The organism is Ciceribacter azotifigens (genome assembly GCF_048159625.1).
GTDB classification, from domain to species: Bacteria; Pseudomonadota; Alphaproteobacteria; order Rhizobiales; family Rhizobiaceae; genus Allorhizobium; species Allorhizobium azotifigens.
Genome location: NZ_JBLQTA010000015.1, coordinates 65,479 through 85,263, shown reverse-complemented (window position 1 = coordinate 85,263; position 19,785 = coordinate 65,479). Strand labels below are relative to the sequence as shown.

The window sequence follows — 19,785 nt, the reverse complement described above, 5'->3', positions numbered from 1 at the left end:
TTGCAGGCATTCCTTGTTTTTGAAAAGTCATGGGTGTTCATCGGGCCCGTCCGGTCGGCCGGCTGGCCGCAAGGATCACGGCAATGATGATGACGCCGGTCAGGATCAGGCGGATGCCGGCCCCGAAGCCGTAGGTGTTGAGCATCGAGACGACGAGGAACATGAAGAGCGAGGCGCCCCAGATGCCCGGGACGTTCGAATTGCCGCCGGCCACTGCCGAGCCGCCGATGACGACGACGGCGATCGACATCAGGAGATATTCGGCGCCCATGTTGAGCGCTGCGCCGCCGGAAAAGCTCGCAAGCAGGTAGCCGCAGACGGACGCCAGCACGGCGCAGAGCACGTAGGTGGCGAAGCGGGTGCCGTCGACCGGGATGCCGGCCATGCGGGCGGCGAAGGGGCTCTGGCCGATCGCGGAGATCCAGCGGCCGTAGACGGCCTTTTCGAGCGCCCACCAGACGGCGAGCGACAGCACGAGCGCGACGATCGCTACATTCGGGATGCTGAAGGTGGTCGCCGTCGCGAAGTTTGCGAGCGCCTCGGGCGGCTTGATGCGCAGGCCGCGATTGTACCAGATTGCCGCCGACTGCACGATGAAGCTCATCGAAAGCGTGGCGATGATCGGGGGGATGCGCAGTAGCTTGATAAGCCCGTAGTTCAGGACGCCGATCGCAAGCCCGATCGCCACCGCGATCAGCAAGCCTGACAGGATCATCGCGTCCTGGCCGTCCATCAGCTTGAGCGCGACTGTGCCGGAGAGCGTGATCGTCGCGGGAACAGAGAGATCGACATTACCGGGGCCGAGGGTGATGACCAGCATCTGGCCGAGGCCGACGATGACGGAGAAGGCCGCAAAGGTGAGCGTCGCCTGGGAGAGCCCCACGAAGCTCGCGCCCCCGGTGAACAGAAGTGTGACTATCCAGGTAGCCATCGCCGCGGCGAAGGACCAGATCCAGGGTTTCGACAAGAACATCGAGGCGCGGTTCATTGTGCCTTGCCCTTCTGTTGGCTGCGGTTGAACAGGAGACGCAGGGCCAGCACGACGATCAGGATCGCGCCCTGGGCGCCGATCTGCCAGTCGGGTGAAATGCGCAGGAACGACAGGAAGGACCCGGCGAGCGTGAGCGTCAGCGCCCCGACCACCGCGCCGACGGCGGAGACGCGCCCGCCGACGAACTCGCCGCCGCCGAGGATGACGCCAGCGATCGACAGTAGAGTGTAGCGTAGCGCGATGTTCGCATCGGCGGAGGTGGTCAGCCCGACCAAGGCCATGCCGGAGAGGACCGCGAAGACGCCGGCGAGCGCATAGGCGGCGGCCTTCATCCGAAGCACTGACCAGCCGGCACGGGCGACCGAGCGGCTGTTGCCGCCGACGCCGCGGATCAGCACACCGAAGGTGGTGCGTGCCACGATGAAATGGGCGAGTGCCGCGATCACGATGCTGGCGACGATCGCCATCGGAACTAGCGGCGGCTTTGCGGTCATCACGGTTCGCAGCCATACCGGCGCTTGGCCGCCGGGGGCCGGCAGGATGAGGACGGCGAGACCGCTCCAGACGAAGCTCATGCCGAGTGTCACGACGATCGAGGGAAGATCCCGCAACGTGATGACGAAACCCAGAAGCGCGTAAACCGCGACGGCGCCGGCGAGCATCCCGACGGCGAGAAGGGGCGTGTCCGGCATATATGCCGCAGTCACGCAGGCGGCAAAGCTGACGAACGTCCCAATCGAGAGGTCGAGATCGTTGACCGCGATGATAATCATCTGGGCGATCGTCGCGAGCGCAATCGGCACCGCGAGATTGAAGAGGAGATTGAGGCCGGTATAGCTCATTGCCCGCGGCTGCAGGTAGAAGACCGCGGCAAGCAGCACGAGGAGGGAAACCACCGGAATCAGAAGGCGGATGGTATTGGCGGAGGGGCCCTTCATGCAGCTTCTCCCGAGAAAGAGGCGGCCAGCACGTGGTCCTCGGTTATCGCGTCGCCTACGAGTTCGGCGACGATGGCGCCGTCACGGAAGACGTAGACGCGGTCGCAGAGGCAAATTTCGTCCATCTCGGTGGAATACCAAATAAAAGTCCGGCCAGCGGCGGCTTCGCTGCGGAGGATGCTGTAGACTTCCTGTTTCGTGCCAATGTCGACACCGCGCATCGGATCGTCCATGAGAACGGTCTCCGCGTCGCCGGACAGTGCGCGGGCAAAGAGCACCTTCTGCTGGTTGCCGCCGGAGAGTGACAGGATCGGGTTGGCGAGATCTGGGGTCTTGATGGCGATGCGTTCCTTCCAGTCGGCCCCGACAGCGTCTTCGCGTCGGGTATCGACGGTGCCGAGCCGCGCCAGCGCCCTCAGGTGGCCGATGGTGAGGTTGCGCAGGATGCTCCAGAGCGGGAATGTGCCGTTCAACGGGCGGTCGCCGGCGACGAAGGCGACAGAAGTCTTCCGCGTCGGTAGCCAGTTGCTGCAGTTGCGGGCGAAGAGTTCGAGCAGTGTTTCGGTCTGGCCGTGTCCGGCAAGGCCGGCAAGCCCGATGATCTCGCCCTTGCGCGCACGGAAGTCGATGGTGCTGACGCCACGCGCCGGCAGTTCGAGGACGGTCGGAGCGGTGCTCGCGACGCGGCCTTCCGTCTTGTTGCGATCCTTGACGACGCTGCCCATCGTTTCGACGAGGCTGCGCACCGAGAAGCCGTCGGCCGGGCGCGACGCAACCACTTTGCCGTCCTTCATCACGACGATGCGGTCGGCGGTCGAGAGGATTTCACCGAGAATGTGCGAAATGAAGAGAACCGAACCGCCCTCGGAAACGAAGCGGCGGACATAGGCGAGCAGTTGCTCCGCCAGGCCCGCGTCGAGCGAGGAGGTCGGTTCGTCGAGGATCACCAGCTTGGGCTTTTCGGTGACGGTCAGGAAATTGATGGCGATCTCCACCATCTGGCGTTCGGCGATCGAAAGGTCTCCCACCTGGGCGGAGGCGTCGATCCGGTTGCCGGGGAAAATCTCGTCAAGCTTCTTGCGGATCAGTCGTGCGGCCCTGGTGCGCCAGCCGGCACCCCGGAGGCCCGCATGCATCAGGCGGGTGTTTTCCGCGACCGTCAGGTTGGGGCAGAGCGACAGTTCCTGGAAGACGCAGCGCACGCCGGCAGCGCGTGCCGCGGAAATCCCGCTTGCGGCCGCTCCGGCGTAGGAAATCGAGCCCTGGTGTGGCGTCAGGACGCCGTTGATGACGTTAACGATGGTCGACTTGCCGGCTCCGTTATGGCCGACAAGTCCGATCGCTTCTCCGGCTCCGACCTCGAGATCGACACCGTTCAGCGCCTTCACGGCGCCGAATTCGACCCTTACGCCTTGAACTGAAACAACCGTATTGGTTCCGGGCATGTGCGCGCGTACCGTCCTTGAAACAGATAGAAGAGAGCCCGGCGCTCCATACGACATCGAGGGGCTGATGTCGGGAGCGCACGGGCTCAGGTCGTAATGTCAGCCTTACTTGGCGGCTGCAATCACGGCCTGTGCATCCTCGAGCGTGTACTCGACGTTGGCAACGCCGCCCTTCTGGGTCGTCTCGAGGTTCTTCTCAAGCGTGTCCTGGTCGATGCGCAGGATCGGCACGACGAGGTCCTTCTTCACTTCCTTGCCGTCGAGGATCTGCTGTGCGACCCAGAAGGCGAGCGTGGAAACACCGGGAGCGATGGAGACGGACATGGTCTCGTAGCCGTTCGCATCCTTCTGCTTCTTCCACCACTGCAGCTCGTCTTCGCGGTTGCCCATGACGATCACGGGGGTCGGACGCTTGGCGGCTTCGAAGGCCTGGGCTGCACCGTAGCCGTCACCGCCCTGGGTCACGACGGCGGAGATCTCCGGCAGGCTCGGCAGGACGCCGGCGACGGCACGCTGTGCGACGTCCTGGGCCCAGTCGCCATGGACGGAGCCGACGATCTTGAACTGCGGATACTGTTCGACGCCCGCGTGGATGCCCGCCGAGATTTCGTCGTCGACGAAGACGCCGGCGAGGCCGCGGATTTCGAGCAGGTTACCGCCATTCGGGAGCTTCTTGGACAGATATTCGATCTGGCTGCGGCCCATTTCCTTGAAGTCGACGGCGATGCGCCATGCGCAGGGTTCGGTGACGATGCCGTCGAAGGATACGACGGTGATGCCTGCATCGCAGGCTTCCTTGACGGCGCCGTTGAGAGCGGTCGGGGACGCAGCGTTGAGAACGATCGCGTCATAGCCCTGCAGGATCATGTTCTGAATCTGAGCAGCCTGTTCGGTCGCCTGGTTTTCGGCCGTCGTGAACGGATCGGCTGCGGCCACGACGCCGGCCTTCACCGCTTCCTTGGTGACCTTGTCCCAGCTCGTCAGCATCGCCTGGCGCCAGGAGTTGCCCGCATAGTTGTTCGACAAGGCGATCTTTTTCGACGACGTGTCCGCCTGTGCAGTCATCGGCACGGCAACACAAAGGACGGCGACGGACGCCATCAGCATCGATCTGAATTTCATTTTTCTCTCTCCCTAAACGCCCTTCGGCGGCTATCCCCGAGACGGGTCCTCTACGGCTATCTCCCGGGCTTATCTCACGCCGAGGAACGGCCTCGGCAAAAAAGAGGATGCAGGAAATGGCAAAAACTGTATAGACGGCTATAAGCAAAGCCGTTGCGGGAAACCGCAGATCGTTTGCGGGAACCCGCAAGACATTGCTGCCGGCGATTGCGCTATGCTACGTGCCTTGGCGGCAGGCCGGCATCGCAGGAGATGCCTGCGGGAGGAAATGATGCCGGACGAGCTATCGGCAGACCTTTTCGCGCAGTACATGCGCATTGCTCGGCTTCTGGCCGGTCAGCTCGACTTCCAGTCGGCGATAGACGCGGTCGCCAAGGAAATCAAGTCGATGATCCCGCATGACCACATGGATGTCTGCATCATCACGCCTGGCAGCACATTCCACACGGCTTACGAAAGCGGGCTTGCGACCGACTGGAGCAAGCGGCCTCCGGCCAGCATCCAGCAGAGCCCGCTCAGGAGCCTGCTCGTCGGTGAGGTGGACCGGCTGATCACTGCCGACGCCAGCACCGACCCGATCTTCCATTTCGAAGGTGCGTTCTCGACGCCTATCCTCGAAAACAACCTGCGGAGCCGGCTGCACGCCGCGCTGAAGGTACACGGCGAGACCATCGGGGCGCTCTCGTTCTCAAGCCTTACTCCCGATTTCTACACCGCGCACCACCTGGACCGCGCCTGTTCCATCGCCGACCTCATCGCTCCCTATTTCTATGCCCTGCGCGCCGTCGAAGAGGCGAAACACTCGGCAATCGTGGAGGCGGAGACGCGGGTCCGGGAAGAGGCGCTGCGGCAAGGCGCGCGCCGCCTGACCGAGGCGCTCGATGCCGAGCGGCAGCGCATCGGCATGGAACTGCATGACCAGACACTTGCAGACATGACGCGGCTGTCGCGCCGCCTCGAAAAGTTGAGCCTGATGTCGAGTCTCCACGGGGAGATGCTGGAGCCGCTGACGCGCAGCCTGCAGGAATCCATGCATGACCTGCGCCAGATCATCGAGCAGGCGCGCCCCTCCGTTCTGCAGCTCTTCGGGCTCGTCGAGGCGATCGAAACCCAAATCGAGCGATCGGTCCGCGACAGCGGCGTGACGTTCGACTGGCATCTGGTCGACGACACAGACGGGGCCTGCAACCGTCTGCCACAGACGGTATCGCTGGCGATCTTCCGCATCGCGCAGGAGGCGATCAACAACGCCATCCGGCACTCCGACGGCGACCGGCTGGACGTGCATCTCACCAAGGATGCGCATCATCTCGTCCTCGAAATTCGCGACAACGGCGTCGGCATGAAGCAGAAATCAGGCGCCCGCGGCAGCGGCATCGAAAACATGCGCACGCGGGCGCGCCTGATTGCAGCGCAATTCTCCTGCGGGAGCGACGCCAACGGCTCTTATGTGCGGGTGAGGTTAGCCGCGCCCGGAGAAGGGGAGAGGACATGAAGGTACTGATCGTCGAGGATGATCCCCTGCACCGCAGCTATCTGAACGAGACGGTTCACGCGGCGTTGCCCGAATGCGACCTCGTCATGGAGGCGGAGGACGGTGTTGCGGCCGAGAAGCTAGCACGTGAGCACCGGTTCGACCGGATCGTCATGGACCTGCAGATGAGCCCGAAAAACGGCATCGAGGCGGCACGGACGATCTGGCACGAGCGGCCGGACACCAGCATCCTCTTCTGGTCGAACTATGCCGACGAGGCCAACGTCCGGGGAATCGCCCGTATCGTGCCCGACGGAGCTGCTTACGGCTATATCCTGAAATCGGCCTCCGACGAGCGGCTGCGCCTCGCGCTGCGGGCAATCTTCGTCGAGAGCCAGTGCATGATCGATCGCGAAATCCGCGGCCTGCAACAGCGCAGCCTCGGCGCCGCGCGTGGATTCACCGATTCCGAATACGAGATCCTCGTCGACATCGCGCTCGGGCTCACCGACAGGGCGATCGCCTCAAGGCGCCATCTGTCGCTCAGAAGCGTGCAAAACCGCCTGCAGAGCCTTTACGAGAAACTCGGCGTCTACCAGCCCGCCGTGGAGACGCACGGGGAGGCATGGTTCAACCTCCGGGCGAGGGCGGTGACGGTCGCCTTCCTGCGCAAGCTCCTCAATCACGCGGCGCTCGAAAGGGCGGAGGCCGAACTGTCGGGCTGGCTGAAGCGGGCCGGCAAGGCGCATCCCGAGAACTGAGGGCGTTTGCCACATTCGCGCCGGGGGCGTGATAGGCGTGACGGAAGAGGGAAGAAGTACCGTCGTCTTAAGCGGGTGTTAGCGATCTTTCGCCTAGTCTCCACCAGTTATCCGTGCAGCATTGCCGGTGCCGCATGTGACGATATTTGCCGGACGGGGACTCTGGAGGAGGATTGCAGGTGTTCATTGACCGAGTTCTTTCACGTTTCAATATCCAGACGAAGGTGCTGATCTTCATTCTGCCCTTCGTCATCAGCATTTCTGCTGTCGGCTTCACGGGGCTCTGGGCCTCGGGCCTGCTGCAGAGCCGAATCGAGATATCGAACAGCGTGCTTCAGTCCTTGAGCGGCTTCCGCGACGTGTCAGCCGCGATGAACGAGTTCCTGGCCCACACCACCGAGCAGGGCCGTGACGACGTCAAGGGCCGGCTGAAGGAACAACAGGACGTGCTCCAGACGACGCTCGCCCAGCTCGGCGAGAATGCCGACGGGCGCGCAGAACTCGAAAATGCTTCCGGCCTGGTCGACAAGGTCGTTACCCGGATCGACGATCTCTGGTCGCTGCATGAGACGGAAGCAGGTCTCGTCAAGACGCTCCAGAAGGGCGTCAGTGTCGTCGTCGACTCCCAGGTCGACATCACCGAATCGCTCAAGATGGTCCAGCGCGCCGTTCAGGACGACGACACCGCCGCCAAGAACATGCTGCGCGAGGCCGAACACATCCGCGGCATGGGCACACTCCTCGTCGACACCGGTCGAACTTTCGGCAAGGCGGCGACCCCGGATGAAAAGTTCAAGGTGATCGCCGACGCCCTGCCGGAGATGACGAAGCGGTTGCCTGTCCTCGCGATGTCCCTACCGGACGCCAACAAGTCCGCCGCAAAAACCATCGAGAAACTCATCGGCGATCTCGAAGCGGCGTTGGCTGCAAACGACAAGTCGGAAGCCGCCGTGACCGACATGGCGGGTAAGGTCCGCAACTTCACCCAGCTCAACGCCTATCTCGGCCTTGCCGCGCAGCAGAAGATGAAGGACGCGACCATCAAGTTCGGTGAGCTCGACGCGCCGCTCGAAAAGGCGACGGCCGTGCTCAACGATGGCCGGCAGCTGATGACGTCGGGCTATTCGATCCAGATCATGATGGCCCGCTTCCTGCTCGCGCCGACGGAAGAGAACCGCAAGCGCCTGGAGCAGGAATTCGCTTCCATGCACAAGGATATGGGCAAGCTCAAGGAAACGGCGTCGGATCTGCCCTTCTACGCCGAACTCGAGAAGGATCTCGTGCCGGCCGTCGGTACCATGGAGAAGGCGAGCGCCGACCTCGTCAAGGTCAGCCAGGAGCGCAAGGCCCGCTTCGATGAAGCCGCGGCCGACCTCGGGGTCATCTGGGGACAACTGACATCCTTCGCCGAGGTGCAGAAGCAGAGTGCCGGCAACGATCGTCGCGAGGCCAATTCGATCTCGATCAGCGCGACCGCCCTCGGCATCATCATCTCCGTCTTCGCCGGCATCGGCCTTGTGCTCACCTTCAAGGGCCCGATCGGCCAGATCACCGCGGCGATGCGCCGGCTGGCCGACGGTGTGCTCGACACCAAGATCACCGGCGAAAGCCGTGTCGACGAGATCGGCGAGATGGCGCGTGCGCTCGGCGTCTTCAAGCAGAACGCGCTCTCGAAGATGGAGATCGAACACCGCAGCGAAGCCGAACGCGCCGAGGCGGAGGAGGAGCGCCGCCGCAACGACCTCGAAAAGCAGCAGATCGACCGCCAGATCGAGTTCGCCGTCGCGGCACTCGCCGCGGGTCTCGGCCGCCTTGCGCAGGGCGATATTTCCGAGACCATCAACACGCCGTTCCACGGCCGCCTGGAGCAGCTTCGCAACGACTTCAACCAGTCGCTGCAACGCCTGCAGGAAACGATGACGCAGGTGCGCTCGAACACCTACATGATTCAGCGCAACGCGGCCGAGATGAGTTCTGCCGCCGACAATCTCGCCAAGCGGACAGAACAGCAGGCGGCCTCGCTCGAGGAAACCGCCGCCTCCGTCGAAGAGATCACCGTCACCGTCAAGTCGTCCGCCGAGCAGGCCGAGGAAGCCAACGTGATCGTCGCCGACACCAAGAGCCGTGCCGACACCTCCTCTGTCGTCGTCGCCAACGCCATCGCAGCGATGGGCCGGATCGAGGACGCGTCGGGCCAGATCGTGCAGATCATCGACGTCATCGACGAGATTGCCTTCCAGACCAACCTGCTCGCGCTCAACGCTGGTATCGAGGCGGCGCGCGCCGGCGAGGCCGGCAAGGGCTTTGCGGTGGTCGCACAGGAAGTGCGCGAGCTCGCGCAGCGTTCGGCGGGTGCGGCCCAGCAGATCAAGGACTTGATCCACAAGTCGGGCACCGAGGTTTCCTCCGGCGCCAAGCTGGTGCAGCAGACGGGTGTGGTGCTCTCCGAGATCTCGGCGAACATCATCACCGTCTCCGAACGCGTTGCGATGATCGCCATGGCCAGTCGCGACCAGTCGAACGCGCTGGCGGAGGTCAATTCTTCCGTCAACGCCATGGATCAGATGACCCAGCGCAACGCCGCCATGGTCGAGGAGACCAATGCTGCGACGCGCCAGCTCGCCGGCGAGGCGGACGCGCTCATGCATCTCGTCAGCCAGTTCCGGCTACCGGAAGGCAACGGCCGCACCGAACGGGGTGCCTACGCCGCATAACCGTCGGCGACCGTCGCCTTCCGCCCTTCGAGCCGCCGGTCACCCCGGCGGCTCTTCGCGTTTACGAACAGGCTTGATGGGCGGACCATGCGCTAGATTCGTGATAGACTTCGACCGGAGTCGAGACGACGAGCCGCGGAGGGCAGGCGATGGCCGGCGACGAGCGGAAGCGCAAGCGATGGTCCCAGGATGTGACGGAGCACAGCAATGCGCTCGATCTGGAAGAGGACGTCTTCCTGAAGGATGATCCGAAGGCGGTGGCGAAATCGCTGAAGGGTTCCGCCGAGGCGTCCTCGCGACGCAAGAGCAGCCCGTTCCGGTCGGCGATGTCGATGCTGACGTTCTATCTGAACCGGGCGGGCAGAAACCTGCCCGAGGAGCGAAAAGCGGTGCTGGAGGCGGCCAAAAACGAGCTACGGGAGCTTTACGGGCGTCCGCGCCGTTAGGTCCGCATCGTTCACCGAGAGAACGGAGGTCGCCTGAATGTCCGACCGACATGGAACAGGATCCCGGTCGTCCGGCGCCGACCCTCGCCGGCAATCGCTTGCAATGGCGATCCGCGCGGCGGCGGAGCCGCTGCCGGAGCCCGGCGAGACGGGGTTTGCTGCAGCCTTCGACCGGTTCGCCGACAAGCGGGTGGTGCTGCTCGGCGAGGCGACGCACGGGACCTCCGAATTCTACCGCGCGCGAGGCGCGATCACCCGCCATCTGGTGGAGAAGCACGGCTTCACCATCGTCGCCGTCGAAGCAGACTGGCCCGATGCGGTGATGATCGACCGGCAGGCGCGAGGCCTGCCGCCACGGCCGGACCAGCCGACACCTTTCGAGCGCTTCCCGGTCTGGATGTGGCGCAATGCCGAGATGGCGGAATTCTTCGCCTGGATGCGCCGCCACAACAGCGGGCGTCCGCGCACGGAATGCTGCCGCTTCTACGGCCTCGACATGTATAACCTGACAGCCTCGATCGCCTCGGTGCTCACCTATCTGGAAAGTGTCGATCCGGCGGCGGCCGCCACCGCCCGCGAGCATTACGGCTGCCTCACGCCGTGGCAGCACGATCCCTCGACCTACGGCCGCGCGGTGCTGACGGAAGCCTATCGCAAATGCGAGGAAAGCGTGGTCGAGCAGTGCCGGAGCCTCCTGGAAAAGCAGCTCGAATATGAGCCGCATGACCGCGAGGGCTTTCTCGATGCGGCGCAGAACGCCCGCCTCGTCGCGGCGGCCGAACGCTATTACCGCATCATGTTCTATGGCGGCGCGGAAGCCTGGAACCTCCGCGACACCCAGATGTTCGACACGCTCGAACGGATGCTCGATGCCCATGGACCGAATGCCAGGGCGGTGGTGTGGGCGCACAATTCCCATGTCGGGGATGCACGACATACCGAACTGGGCAGCGCTCATGGCGAGCTCAGCCTCGGCGAACTCTGCCGGCGGCGGTTCGGCGAGGAGGCGGCGTTGATCGGCTTCGGGACGCATTCCGGAACGGTCGCAGCGGCGAGCGACTGGGACGGCGACATGGAGATCAAGAGCGTGCGGCCGGCGCTGGAGGAGAGTTACGAACGGCTCTTCCATGACGCCGGCCTGTCGCCCGCCCTCTTCGATTTTGGTGAGCGCCGGGAGCTGCGGGACCTGCTCGCGGCGCCGATGCTCGAAAGGCTGATCGGCGTGATCTACCGGCCGGAGACGGAGCGCCGTAGCCACTATGTCGAGGCGTCGCTGTCAGGCCAGTTCCACGCCTATGTCTGGTTCGACGAGACGCGGGCCGTGCATCCGCTGACGGTCCATTCCGAACACGAAGGCGTGCCGGAGACCTATCCGTTCGGACTGTAGTTCCCCCTGGCGTCAGTCTCTCCCGGGCCAGCGCTCGGTCGCGGCAATCCACGCCCGCGTGCGGGCCTCGGGGTCCGGGTGGCGGGTGATGTCCGTGACGACGGCGGCGCTGTCGGCCCCGTGGGAAAAGACGCCCTCGAGCCGCTCGACGGTGAGACCTCCGATTGCCACCAGCGGCAGCGTGCCGAGCCGTCGCCGCCATGTCGAAAGCCGGTCGAGGCCCTGCGGCGCCCACTTCATCTGCTTCAGGATCGTCGGGTAGACCGGGCCGAGCGCCACATAGTCAGGCTGCGCCGCAAGGGCCGTTTCGAGTTCCGTCTCGTCATGGGTGCTGATGCCGAGCTTCATGCCGGCGGCGCGGATCGCCGCCATGTCGGCGTCGGCGAGGTCTTCCTGACCGAGGTGCACGAAATCGCATCCCTCGTCGATGGCGATCTGCCAGTAATCGTTGACGATCAGCTGGCAACCCGCCCCCGCGCAGAGGGCGCGCGCACGGCGGATGTCTTCGCGCAGCGCTGCCTCCGGCATGTCCTTGATGCGCAGCTGAACGAGCTTGACCCCGAGCGGCACGAGGCGCTCGATCCATGCGGCGCTGTCGACGATCAGGTAGAAAGGATCGAGCCTCATGCGAAGACTCCCTTGCCGATGACGGGCGTCGAAGGAACGGCCATGTCGCGCGGTGGAAGAAGCCCGGCGCGATGGGCCTTTCGGCCGGCGATGATGGCTTCCGCGAAGGCTTCGGCCATTGCCGGGGGATCGCCGGCGCCGGCGACCGCGGTATTGAGGAGGACGGCGTCGAAGCCGAGTTCCATTACCGCGGCGGCATGGGACGGACGGCCGATCCCGGCATCGACGATGAGCGGAATGTCCGGGAATTCCGCCCGCATTGCACGCAGGCCGGAGATGTTCTGCGGGCCCGCGGCAGTGCCGATCGGTGCGCACCAGGGCATCAGGACCTCGCAGCCGGCGGCAAGCAGCCGTTCACCCGCCACCAGGTCATCGGTCGTATAGGGGAAGACCTCGAAACCGTCGGCGGAGAGGATACGGGCCGCCTCGACGAGCTGGAACAGGTCCGGCTGCAGGGTGTCGTGGTGGCCGATCAGTTCGAGCTTGATCCAGCTGGTGTCGAAGAGATCGCGCGCCATCTTCGCCGTCAGCACGGCTTCCGAGACGCTGTGGCAGCCGGCGGTGTTGGGCAGCACCCGGACGCCGAGATCGCGAATGAGTTCGAAGAAGGCGCCGCCCGTCCGGCCGCCGGCGGTCTCCCGCCTGAGCGAAACCGTGACGATCTCCGTGCCGGAGCGGCGCGCGGCTTCCGCGAGGATCGCGGGAGAAGGATAGCGTGCCGTGCCGAGGAGGAGGCGGGAGGAGACCTGCGTTCCGTAGAGTTTCAGCATCTCAGCCTCCCTGCATCGGCGAGAGGACCTCGATGCGGTCGCCGTCGGCGAGCCGACAGGCGGGGCGATCCTCACGGTGGACGAGCTCGCCGTTGACGGCGGTCGCCAGCCATTCGCCCTCGTATTCGAGGACGGTGAGGAGGTCGGCGAGCGTCGCGGCGGCGCTTTCGACGGTCTCGCCGTTCACGATATAGGTCATTGCAGTGCTCCCTGTGCGTAGAGCTGTTCATGTCCGCCGGCACAAATCCGGTCGGCCAGCTGCTGCGCCATCGCGGGGGCGAGCAGGAAGCCGTGGCGGTGCATGCCGGCGATCGAAAAACCGCCCTCTTGCTCGAGGACCCGCGGCAGGTTGTCGACGAAGGCAGGACGGACGCCGACACCCGTCTCGACGAGCCGGGCCTCGCCGAAGGCGGGATGAACGGCGTAGGCGGCGTTGAGGAACTCCATCACCGAGCGTGCGGTGATCGGGCCGTCGTCGTCCGTCTCGATCATCGTCGCCCCGACCATGAAGCGATGATCCTCGCGCGGCACGATGTAGAGGGGGTGGCGGGGATGAAGCAGGCGAACCGGCCGCGAAAGGGTGATCTCCGCGGTTTCGAGGAAGAGCATCTCGCCGCGCACACCGCGCAGTCCCGGCGTCGAGCCGATCGCCGCCGCGCCGGTGCATTCGACGACCGCCGAATAGGCCGTCTCCGTCGGCGCTTCGGTGCTGCCGAGATGAAAGCGCACGCCTTTCTCGACCAGCGCCTCGTAGAGCCCGGTCATAGCCTTGCGCGGGTCGAGATGGGCTTCTTCGGGGAAGAACAGCGCGCGATCGAAGCGCCCGGCGAGATCCGGTTCGAGTTCACCGATCGCGTTGCTGCCGACCCATTCGTATCCCCGTGTGCGGGAGGCGAAGCGGTCGAGTTCGACGCTGTCACGGCCGGCGGCGATGACCAGGGTGCCCTTGCGGGCTACTTCGCCGGGGACGGCCTCGGCCCACCAGTCGGCGGAGGAAAGGCCGAGCGTGAGCAAGGCCTCCTCGGCCGCCTCGCGTTCGCAGTACGGGGCGAGCATGCCGCCGGCATAGGTGGAGGCACCCGTGCCGACGTTCTCGGCGGCATCCATCACCTCGACGGCGATGCCGCGACGGGACAGTTCGAAGGCGGCGGTGAGGCCGGCAACGCCGGCCCCCTTGATCAAAACCGTCATCTCACTCTCCCGGCTGCGTTTCCGCCGCATTGGCGACCGGCATATAGAGATCGCCGCCTTGGCGGTACTTCGCCGCCATGGCTTCCAGCCCTTCCTTCTGTGCCTCTGCCCTAAGGTCATGGGAGATGCGCATGGAGCAGAACTTTGGACCGCACATGGAGCAGAAGTGGGCGACCTTGTGCGCCTCCTTCGGCAGGGTCTCGTCGTGCATCGAGCGCGCGGTATCGGGATCGAGGGAGAGATTGAACTGGTCCTCCCAGCGGAATTCGAAGCGGGCGCGCGACAGCGCGTCGTCGCGGACCTGCGCGGCGGGGTGGCCCTTGGCGAGGTCGGCGGCGTGGGCGGCGATCTTGTAGGTGATGACGCCCACCTTCACGTCGTTGCGGTCGGGGAGACCCAGATGCTCCTTGGGCGTGACGTAGCAGAGCATGGCGGTGCCGAACCAGCCGATCATCGCCGCACCGATGCCGGAGGTGATGTGGTCGTAGCCCGGGGCGATGTCGGTTGTGAGCGGCCCGAGCGTGTAGAACGGCGCCTCGCCGCAGGTCTTCAGTTGCTTGTCCATGTTCTCCTTGATCTTGTGCATGGGGACATGGCCGGGGCCTTCGATCATCACCTGGCAATCCTTCGCCCAGGCGATTTGCGTGAGTTCGCCCAGCGTCTCCAGTTCGGCGAACTGTGCGGCGTCGTTGGCGTCGGCGATCGAGCCGGGGCGCAGACCGTCGCCGAGCGAGAAGGAGACGTCGTAGGCGCGGCAGATGTCGCAGATTTCTTCGAAATGCTCGTAGAGGAAGCTCTCCCTGTCGTGATGCAGGCACCACTTCGCCATGATCGAACCGCCGCGGGACACGATCCCGGTCACGCGGTTGACCGTGAGCGGGATGTAGTGGAGCCGGACACCGGCATGGATGGTGAAATAGTCGACGCCCTGTTCCGCCTGCTCGATCAGCGTGTCGCGGTAGAGCTCCCAGGTCAGGTCCTCGGCGATGCCGCCGACCTTTTCGAGCGCCTGGTAGAGCGGCACGGTACCGATCGGCACCGGCGAATTGCGGACGATCCACTCGCGGATGTTGTGGATGTTGCGGCCGGTGGAGAGGTCCATCACGGTGTCGGCGCCCCAGCGGATTGCCCAGACCATTTTCTCGACCTCTTCCTCCATCGAGGAGGTGACGGCAGAGTTGCCGATGTTGGCGTTGATCTTCACGAGGAAGTTCCGGCCGATGATCATCGGCTCGCTTTCCGGGTGGTTGATGTTGGCGGGGATGATCGCCCGGCCGGCGGCGATCTCCTGGCGAACGAATTCCGGTGTCACATGATCTGGGATGTGCGCGCCGAAGCTTTCGCCATCCCGGGCAAGCACTTCTTTGGCCGCCTTGCGGCCGAGGTTTTCGCGGATGGCGACGAATTCCATTTCCGGCGTGATAATGCCGGCGCGCGCATAGGCGAGCTGCGTCACGGCCTTGCCGTTCTCCGCGCGCGAGGGCGTGTTGCGGACCGGAAATTCCGGCACCAGCCGCTCACCGGAGGCAAAGCCGTTGTCTTCCGGCAGCACATGCCGGCCGGCATAGGTTTCGACATCGCCGCGCGCGGCGATCCAGCGCTCGCGCAGGCGCGGCAGTCCGGCCTTGATGTCGATCGTCGCGGAGGGATCCGTGTAGGGCCCGGAGGAGTCGTAGAGGACGACGGGCGGCTCGCCGGAGGTCGGATGCAGGGCGACCTCGCGCATCGGCACGCGGATGTCGCCGTGCTGCTCTCCTTCGATGTGGATCTTGCGCGAGGCGGGCAGGGGACCGGTCGTCACCTGCGGTATCGGTCTGGTTGCGGCAATGTTCATGGTTGAGGCTCCAAGGTTTGACGTTTGGAGACCCAGTTCCAGTGTTGGAATGATGGAAAAACGCTCGGCACAGATCCCGGACCGGGATTCCCGCAACGCCAGCGCTCGCACCGTCCCTACGCCAGTATGAACTGGATCAGGTTCAACGGGTCACTGCGCTGCTTGCCCTTGTCAGGGATCGCCCAGCAGTATCTCAGCCCCTTGGCGGGACCCCCCTGGTGAATGGGCGAATGCTAAGGCGGTATGCCGCGCATTGTCAATCGGCAAGCGCGGAGGCCCACCGGATGTCGTATGCGGAACCTTCGATTTCAACGGGATAGCCGAATCCCTGAATGCTGCTAGAATTCCCTGTCGGGTCAGCCGCGCCGACGCGGTGATCGACCGACCGCCTTCGACGCGGAGGGACGAGTGCTGACTGAGACCGAATTCAATCAGGGCTTCGATGCGCTGCGGGAGCTCGCCCTCGACATCCGCTGGTCTTGGAACCATGCAACGGATGCCATCTGGCAGGCGCTCGACGCGGAGATGTGGGCGCTCTCGCGCAATCCGTGGACGATCCTGCGGAGCGTCTCCCGCGACCGCATCCGGGCACTTCTCTCCGACCGGGCGTTCTCTGCAAACCTGGCCGCACAGCTTGCAGAATCGCGCCGGCTGCGGCTGGCGCCGGGGTGGTTCCAGGAGGCTCATCCGGGCAGTGGGCTGCGGACGGTCGCCTATTTCAGCGCCGAGTTCATGCTCGACGAGGCGCTGCCGATCTATTCCGGCGGTCTCGGCAATGTCGCGGGCGACCAGCTGAAGGCCGCGAGTGACCTCGGCGTTCCGGTGGTCGGGGTGGGGCTTCTCTACGCGCGAGGCTATTTCCGCCAGTCGATTACGCCGGACGGACGGCAGGAGGCGCTCTATCCCGTCAACGAGCCGGAGCAGTTGCCGCTCAGGCCGCTGCGCGAACCGAGCGGCGAATGGCTGCGGCTGGAGCTGGAACTGCCCGGCTACAGGCTCTGGGCCAGAACCTGGGAAGTGCAGGTGGGGCGCACACGGCTCTTCCTCCTCGACCTCAATGATCCGGCCAATCCACCCGCCTACCGCTGCGTCACCGGCGAACTTTACGGAGAGGGCCCGGAAACGCGCCTGAAACAGGAGATGCTGCTCGGCATCGGCGGGTGGCGGCTCCTGAGGGCAATCGGTCTCGATCCCGAGATCTGCCACATGAACGACGGCCATGCGGCCTTCGCGGCTCTGGAGCGGGCGCGCTTCTTCATGCAGGACCATGGGGTTCCTTTCGCCCAGGCGCTGCTTGCCACGCGCGCCGGCAATCTCTTCACGACGCACACGGCGGTTGCCGAGGGGGTCGACCGGTTTCCTCCCGAGATGATCGTCCGCTTCTTCCGCCACTACGCCGAGCGGAAGCTTGGGCTCTCTCTCGACGAATTCCTGGCGCTCGGGCGATCCGATCCGCAGAATGCCGCCGAGCCGTTCAACATGGCCTATCTCGCGGTGCGGGCGAGCGGCGCGGTCAATGCCGTCAGCGCCCTCCACGAAGATGTGAGCAAGGTCCTGCTGCAACCGCTCTTTCCCCGCTGGCCGGCAAGCGAGGTTCCGGTCGGGCACGTGACCAACGGCATCCACGTGCCGACCTGGGATTCGTCGGAGGCCGACGCATTCTGGACGGAGGTGACCGGCAAGGAGCGGTGGCGCGGCGATCTCGCGGGGCACGAGGCGGCGATACGCGATGTGCCGGCAGCGCGGATCTGGCAGCTGCGGGCGGCGGGACGCGCGCAGCTGGTCGCAAAGGTGCGGGACTGTTGCTGCCGTCAACTGGCGGAGGATGGCACTCCCTCGGGCGAGATCGAGGAGGCGCGCGCGATCTTCGATCCCGACGCCCTGACGCTCGGCTTCGCTCGGCGGTTTGCCACCTATAAGCGTCCTGATCTCCTGCTCTCCGACGAGGAACGCCTGCTGCGCCTTCTTGCCGATACGCGCCGGCCGGTACAGCTCGTCGTTGCCGGCAAGGCGCATCCGCGGGATGCCGCCGGACAGGCGCTCATCAAGCGATGGATCGACTTCGCCAGGCGGGCGGAGGTTCGCTCACGGGTCGTCTTCCTGCGTGACTACGATATGCAGCTCGCTCAGGTGCTGGTGCAAGGGGTGGACGTCTGGATCAACACGCCCCGCCGTCCGTGGGAGGCGAGCGGGACGAGCGGGATGAAGATCCTCGTCAATGGCGGGCTCAATCTCTCCGAAATCGACGGCTGGTGGGCGGAAGCTTTCACTCCGGAGGTCGGCTGGGCAATTGGTGATGGTGCCGAGCACCAGGATTTTGCCGATCTCGACCGGCGTGAGGCGGCAGAGCTCTACGAGCACCTCGAGCGCGACATCGTTCCGGAATTTTACGAACGCGATGCCTCGGGCGTCCCGCTGCGCTGGGTCGATCGCATCCGCGAAAGCATGGCGCGGCTGACCCCGCACTTTTCTGCCAACAGGGTTGTGCGGGAATATACCGAGGACATCTATCTGCCCGGTGCTCGGGCCTTTGCCGCACGCTCGGCGGATGGCGGCGACCTCGCGCATGCGCTCTGCCGGTGGAAGACTGAGCTCCGCCGTTGCTGGCCGCATGTTCATTTCGGCGATGTCCGCTCGAACTCGTCCGAGAACGAGCATATCTTCTCTGCCGAGGTCTATCTCGACGACCTTCCAGCCGAGTCTGTTCGCGTCGAGCTCTATGCCGACGCGACGGCAGCGTGGCCCGTTTTCACGGCGGTCATGGATCGCGCCCCGCCGGCCGCGACCTCGGGCGGCTGGAATCTCTATTCGGTCCGTGCGCCGGCAGATCGGCCGGTGTCGGATTTCACAGCACGGATCATCCCCTTCCATCCCGACCTCGCCGTGCCTCTCGAGGTCAACGAGATTCTGTGGCAGCGCTGAGGCGCGTCCGGTCACGGAAGGAACGTCAGCGAACTCCGGTCGCTTGTTTGGACCCGGTGCCCGAAGTGTTGGCATTCCCGGTCGAGCCGCGCCGCCAGCCACTCGACGTCTTCCGCCGACGCGCGTTCGAGGCGGAATTTCCGCAGGCGGTAGGGCAGGGCTTCCAGTGCGCGCAGCCCGTGCGCGATATCGTAGTCCAGCACATAGCCGAGCACGAGTTCCGGGCGGTATTCCTCGTTGCCGCCGATGCCTTCGTAATCGTTGATGAAGTCGCCGCAGCCGTAGAGGATCGGTCGCCCCCGATGGATTTCGATTGCGATCGGATGGTGCGACGAGTGTCCGTGTAGGATATCGACGTTCGCCTCCTCGATGACCCGATGAGCGAAGGCGCGATGCGCCTCGGCGATGCCGTAGCCCCAGTTGGGGCCCCAGTGGAGCGAGAGCAGAGCGGTGTCGCCCGGCCTCCGCCAGGCGGCGATCTCGCCTGCGACCTGTGCGGCGCTCTCCGGGCCGGGGCCGTTCAGCAGATTGACGCCGGGGCGGTGCCTTCCTGTTGCCCAGGTGAGCGGCGCGCCGCTCGACGGAAAGGCATAGGCGAAGACGAGGAGCCTGCCGTCTGCGCCGCGATCGAGAATGGTCGGCCGTTTGGTGGCTTCTTCGTCCATGCCGGCGCCCGTGATCGTGATCTTCGCCTCCTGCAGGCTGAACAACGTGTCCGTCATTCCCACCGTTCCCCAGTCGCCGATGTGGTTGTTGGCGAGCACGCAGCAGTCGATGCCGGCGGCGGTGAGACAGGTCACGTTTGCGGGATGCATGCGGTAGTTTATGCCCTTCGGTTCAGGGCTTCCGCGGTCGGTCACGCTGGTCTCGAGATTGACGATGCGGACGTCGGGCTTTCGCTCCTCGATATCCGCGAGCGCGTCGCCCCAGATATAGTCGGGCGGGACGGCTCGCGGGATCGGTCCCGATCTCTGCTCGGCGAGCCCGACATAGCCGAGCGCAGAGCGCATATAGGGCTCGTGGATCTCAGGGTCGCAATGGCGTGGCATGATCTGGTCGATCCCGCGCCCGGTCATCACATCGCCGCAGAGGAAAAGCCTCATTTCCAGGTTCCCGAGTGGACTGCCGCCTTGCAAAACAGTAAATTTTAGAAATCATGCAGA

Annotated in this window: 15 protein-coding genes, 1 pseudogene and 1 riboswitch; of the genes and pseudogenes, 6 read left to right on the top strand and 10 right to left on the bottom strand. The window is 64.9% G+C overall.

The window, feature by feature from the left end; translation table 11 throughout:
- Positions 1 to 37: 37 nt before the first annotated feature.
- From ACM6UT_RS18630 to ACM6UT_RS18615, 4 genes are all read right to left on the bottom strand, one after another.
- A complete protein-coding gene (locus ACM6UT_RS18630; RefSeq protein ID WP_416798846.1) occupies positions 38 to 988 on the bottom strand; it encodes an ABC transporter permease in 951 nt (316 codons plus the stop codon).
- Positions 985 to 1,929, bottom strand: a complete 945-nt coding sequence (locus tag ACM6UT_RS18625) for an ABC transporter permease (RefSeq protein ID WP_416798845.1) — start codon at positions 1,927 to 1,929, stop codon at positions 985 to 987. The genes ACM6UT_RS18630 and ACM6UT_RS18625 overlap by 4 nt, the downstream gene beginning before the upstream one ends.
- Positions 1,926 to 3,374, bottom strand: a complete 1,449-nt coding sequence (locus tag ACM6UT_RS18620) for a sugar ABC transporter ATP-binding protein (RefSeq protein WP_416798844.1) — start codon at positions 3,372 to 3,374, stop codon at positions 1,926 to 1,928. Before ACM6UT_RS18620 ends, ACM6UT_RS18625 begins: the two co-directional genes overlap by 4 nt.
- Positions 3,375 to 3,479: 105 nt before the next feature.
- Entirely contained in the window at positions 3,480 to 4,496 is a 1,017-nt protein-coding gene (locus ACM6UT_RS18615; RefSeq protein ID WP_416798843.1) for an ABC transporter substrate-binding protein, read from the bottom strand.
- Between the two features lie 271 nt (positions 4,497 to 4,767).
- On the opposite strand from ACM6UT_RS18615, the gene ACM6UT_RS18610 reads away from it, so the two are divergent.
- The 5 genes and pseudogenes from ACM6UT_RS18610 to ACM6UT_RS18590 all read left to right on the top strand — a co-directional run.
- A complete protein-coding gene (locus ACM6UT_RS18610; protein WP_416798842.1) occupies positions 4,768 to 5,991 on the top strand; it encodes a GAF domain-containing sensor histidine kinase in 1,224 nt (407 codons plus the stop codon).
- A complete protein-coding gene (locus ACM6UT_RS18605) occupies positions 5,988 to 6,731 on the top strand; it encodes a response regulator (RefSeq protein WP_416798841.1) in 744 nt (247 codons plus the stop codon). The genes ACM6UT_RS18610 and ACM6UT_RS18605 overlap by 4 nt, the downstream gene beginning before the upstream one ends.
- Before the next feature lie 179 nt (positions 6,732 to 6,910).
- Positions 6,911 to 9,445 carry a methyl-accepting chemotaxis protein gene (locus ACM6UT_RS18600; RefSeq protein WP_416798840.1) on the top strand — a complete coding sequence of 845 codons (2,535 nt, stop codon included), beginning with the start codon at positions 6,911 to 6,913 and terminating at the stop codon, positions 9,443 to 9,445.
- Between the two features lie 149 nt (positions 9,446 to 9,594).
- Positions 9,595 to 9,891: a DUF3175 domain-containing protein gene (locus ACM6UT_RS18595; RefSeq protein WP_416798839.1), complete on the top strand. Its 297-nt coding sequence runs from the start codon at positions 9,595 to 9,597 to the stop codon at positions 9,889 to 9,891.
- A gap of 82 nt (positions 9,892 to 9,973) precedes the next feature.
- Positions 9,974 to 11,278, top strand: a pseudogene (locus ACM6UT_RS18590) (erythromycin esterase family protein); the annotation flags it as partial.
- A 12-nt stretch (positions 11,279 to 11,290) separates the two neighbouring features.
- Here ACM6UT_RS18590 and ACM6UT_RS18585 read toward each other — a convergent pair.
- From ACM6UT_RS18585 to thiC, 5 genes are read right to left on the bottom strand one after another with little or no spacing between them, the layout of a single operon-like run.
- Positions 11,291 to 11,905 carry a thiamine phosphate synthase gene (locus ACM6UT_RS18585; protein ID WP_416798838.1) on the bottom strand — a complete coding sequence of 205 codons (615 nt, stop codon included), beginning with the start codon at positions 11,903 to 11,905 and terminating at the stop codon, positions 11,291 to 11,293.
- Complete coding sequence (locus tag ACM6UT_RS18580) at positions 11,902 to 12,675, bottom strand: thiazole synthase (RefSeq protein ID WP_416798837.1); 774 nt, start codon at positions 12,673 to 12,675, stop codon at positions 11,902 to 11,904. The genes ACM6UT_RS18585 and ACM6UT_RS18580 overlap by 4 nt, the downstream gene beginning before the upstream one ends.
- Position 12,676: 1 nt before the next feature.
- Positions 12,677 to 12,874: a sulfur carrier protein ThiS gene (gene thiS / locus ACM6UT_RS18575; RefSeq protein WP_416798836.1), complete on the bottom strand. Its 198-nt coding sequence runs from the start codon at positions 12,872 to 12,874 to the stop codon at positions 12,677 to 12,679.
- On the bottom strand, positions 12,871 to 13,866 hold the full coding sequence (thiO, locus tag ACM6UT_RS18570; protein ID WP_416798835.1) for a glycine oxidase ThiO: 996 nt from the start codon (positions 13,864 to 13,866) through the stop codon (positions 12,871 to 12,873). The genes thiS and thiO overlap by 4 nt, the downstream gene beginning before the upstream one ends.
- Position 13,867: 1 nt before the next feature.
- Positions 13,868 to 15,700, bottom strand: coding sequence for a phosphomethylpyrimidine synthase ThiC (gene thiC, locus ACM6UT_RS18565; RefSeq protein WP_416798834.1), 1,833 nt, complete (start codon positions 15,698 to 15,700; stop codon positions 13,868 to 13,870).
- 95 nt (positions 15,701 to 15,795) lie between these two features.
- Positions 15,796 to 15,927, bottom strand: a riboswitch (TPP riboswitch).
- Between the two features lie 181 nt (positions 15,928 to 16,108).
- Here thiC and glgP point away from each other — a divergent pair.
- The gene (glgP, locus tag ACM6UT_RS18560) at positions 16,109 to 18,622 is read left to right on the top strand and encodes an alpha-glucan family phosphorylase (RefSeq protein WP_416798833.1); all 2,514 of its coding nucleotides are present in this window, start codon (positions 16,109 to 16,111) and stop codon (positions 18,620 to 18,622) included.
- An 11-nt stretch (positions 18,623 to 18,633) separates the two neighbouring features.
- On the opposite strand, the gene ACM6UT_RS18555 is transcribed toward glgP, so the two are convergent.
- The gene (locus ACM6UT_RS18555; RefSeq protein ID WP_416798832.1) at positions 18,634 to 19,725 is read right to left on the bottom strand and encodes a CapA family protein; all 1,092 of its coding nucleotides are present in this window, start codon (positions 19,723 to 19,725) and stop codon (positions 18,634 to 18,636) included.
- Positions 19,726 to 19,785 lie beyond the last annotated feature (60 nt).

Excerpts from the sequence above, each read along its gene's own strand:
- thiO (WP_416798835.1), bottom strand. The coding sequence starts at position 13,866 with ATGACGGTTTTGATCAAGGGGGCCGGCGTTGCCGGCCTCACCGCCGCC.
- ACM6UT_RS18585 (WP_416798838.1), bottom strand. The coding sequence starts at position 11,905 with ATGAGGCTCGATCCTTTCTACCTGATCGTCGACAGCGCCGCATGGATC.
- ACM6UT_RS18605 (WP_416798841.1), top strand. The coding sequence starts at position 5,988 with ATGAAGGTACTGATCGTCGAGGATGATCCCCTGCACCGCAGCTATCTG.
- thiS (WP_416798836.1), bottom strand. The coding sequence starts at position 12,874 with ATGACCTATATCGTGAACGGCGAGACCGTCGAAAGCGCCGCCGCGACG.
- ACM6UT_RS18595 (WP_416798839.1), top strand. The coding sequence starts at position 9,595 with ATGGCCGGCGACGAGCGGAAGCGCAAGCGATGGTCCCAGGATGTGACG.
- ACM6UT_RS18615 (WP_416798843.1), bottom strand. The coding sequence starts at position 4,496 with ATGAAATTCAGATCGATGCTGATGGCGTCCGTCGCCGTCCTTTGTGTT.
- ACM6UT_RS18580 (WP_416798837.1), bottom strand. The coding sequence starts at position 12,675 with ATGCTGAAACTCTACGGAACGCAGGTCTCCTCCCGCCTCCTCCTCGGC.
- ACM6UT_RS18620 (WP_416798844.1), bottom strand. The coding sequence starts at position 3,374 with ATGCCCGGAACCAATACGGTTGTTTCAGTTCAAGGCGTAAGGGTCGAA.
- thiC (WP_416798834.1), bottom strand. The coding sequence starts at position 15,700 with ATGAACATTGCCGCAACCAGACCGATACCGCAGGTGACGACCGGTCCC.
- ACM6UT_RS18610 (WP_416798842.1), top strand. The coding sequence starts at position 4,768 with ATGCCGGACGAGCTATCGGCAGACCTTTTCGCGCAGTACATGCGCATT.
- ACM6UT_RS18630 (WP_416798846.1), bottom strand. The coding sequence starts at position 988 with ATGAACCGCGCCTCGATGTTCTTGTCGAAACCCTGGATCTGGTCCTTC.
- ACM6UT_RS18625 (WP_416798845.1), bottom strand. The coding sequence starts at position 1,929 with ATGAAGGGCCCCTCCGCCAATACCATCCGCCTTCTGATTCCGGTGGTT.
- ACM6UT_RS18555 (WP_416798832.1), bottom strand. The coding sequence starts at position 19,725 with ATGAGGCTTTTCCTCTGCGGCGATGTGATGACCGGGCGCGGGATCGAC.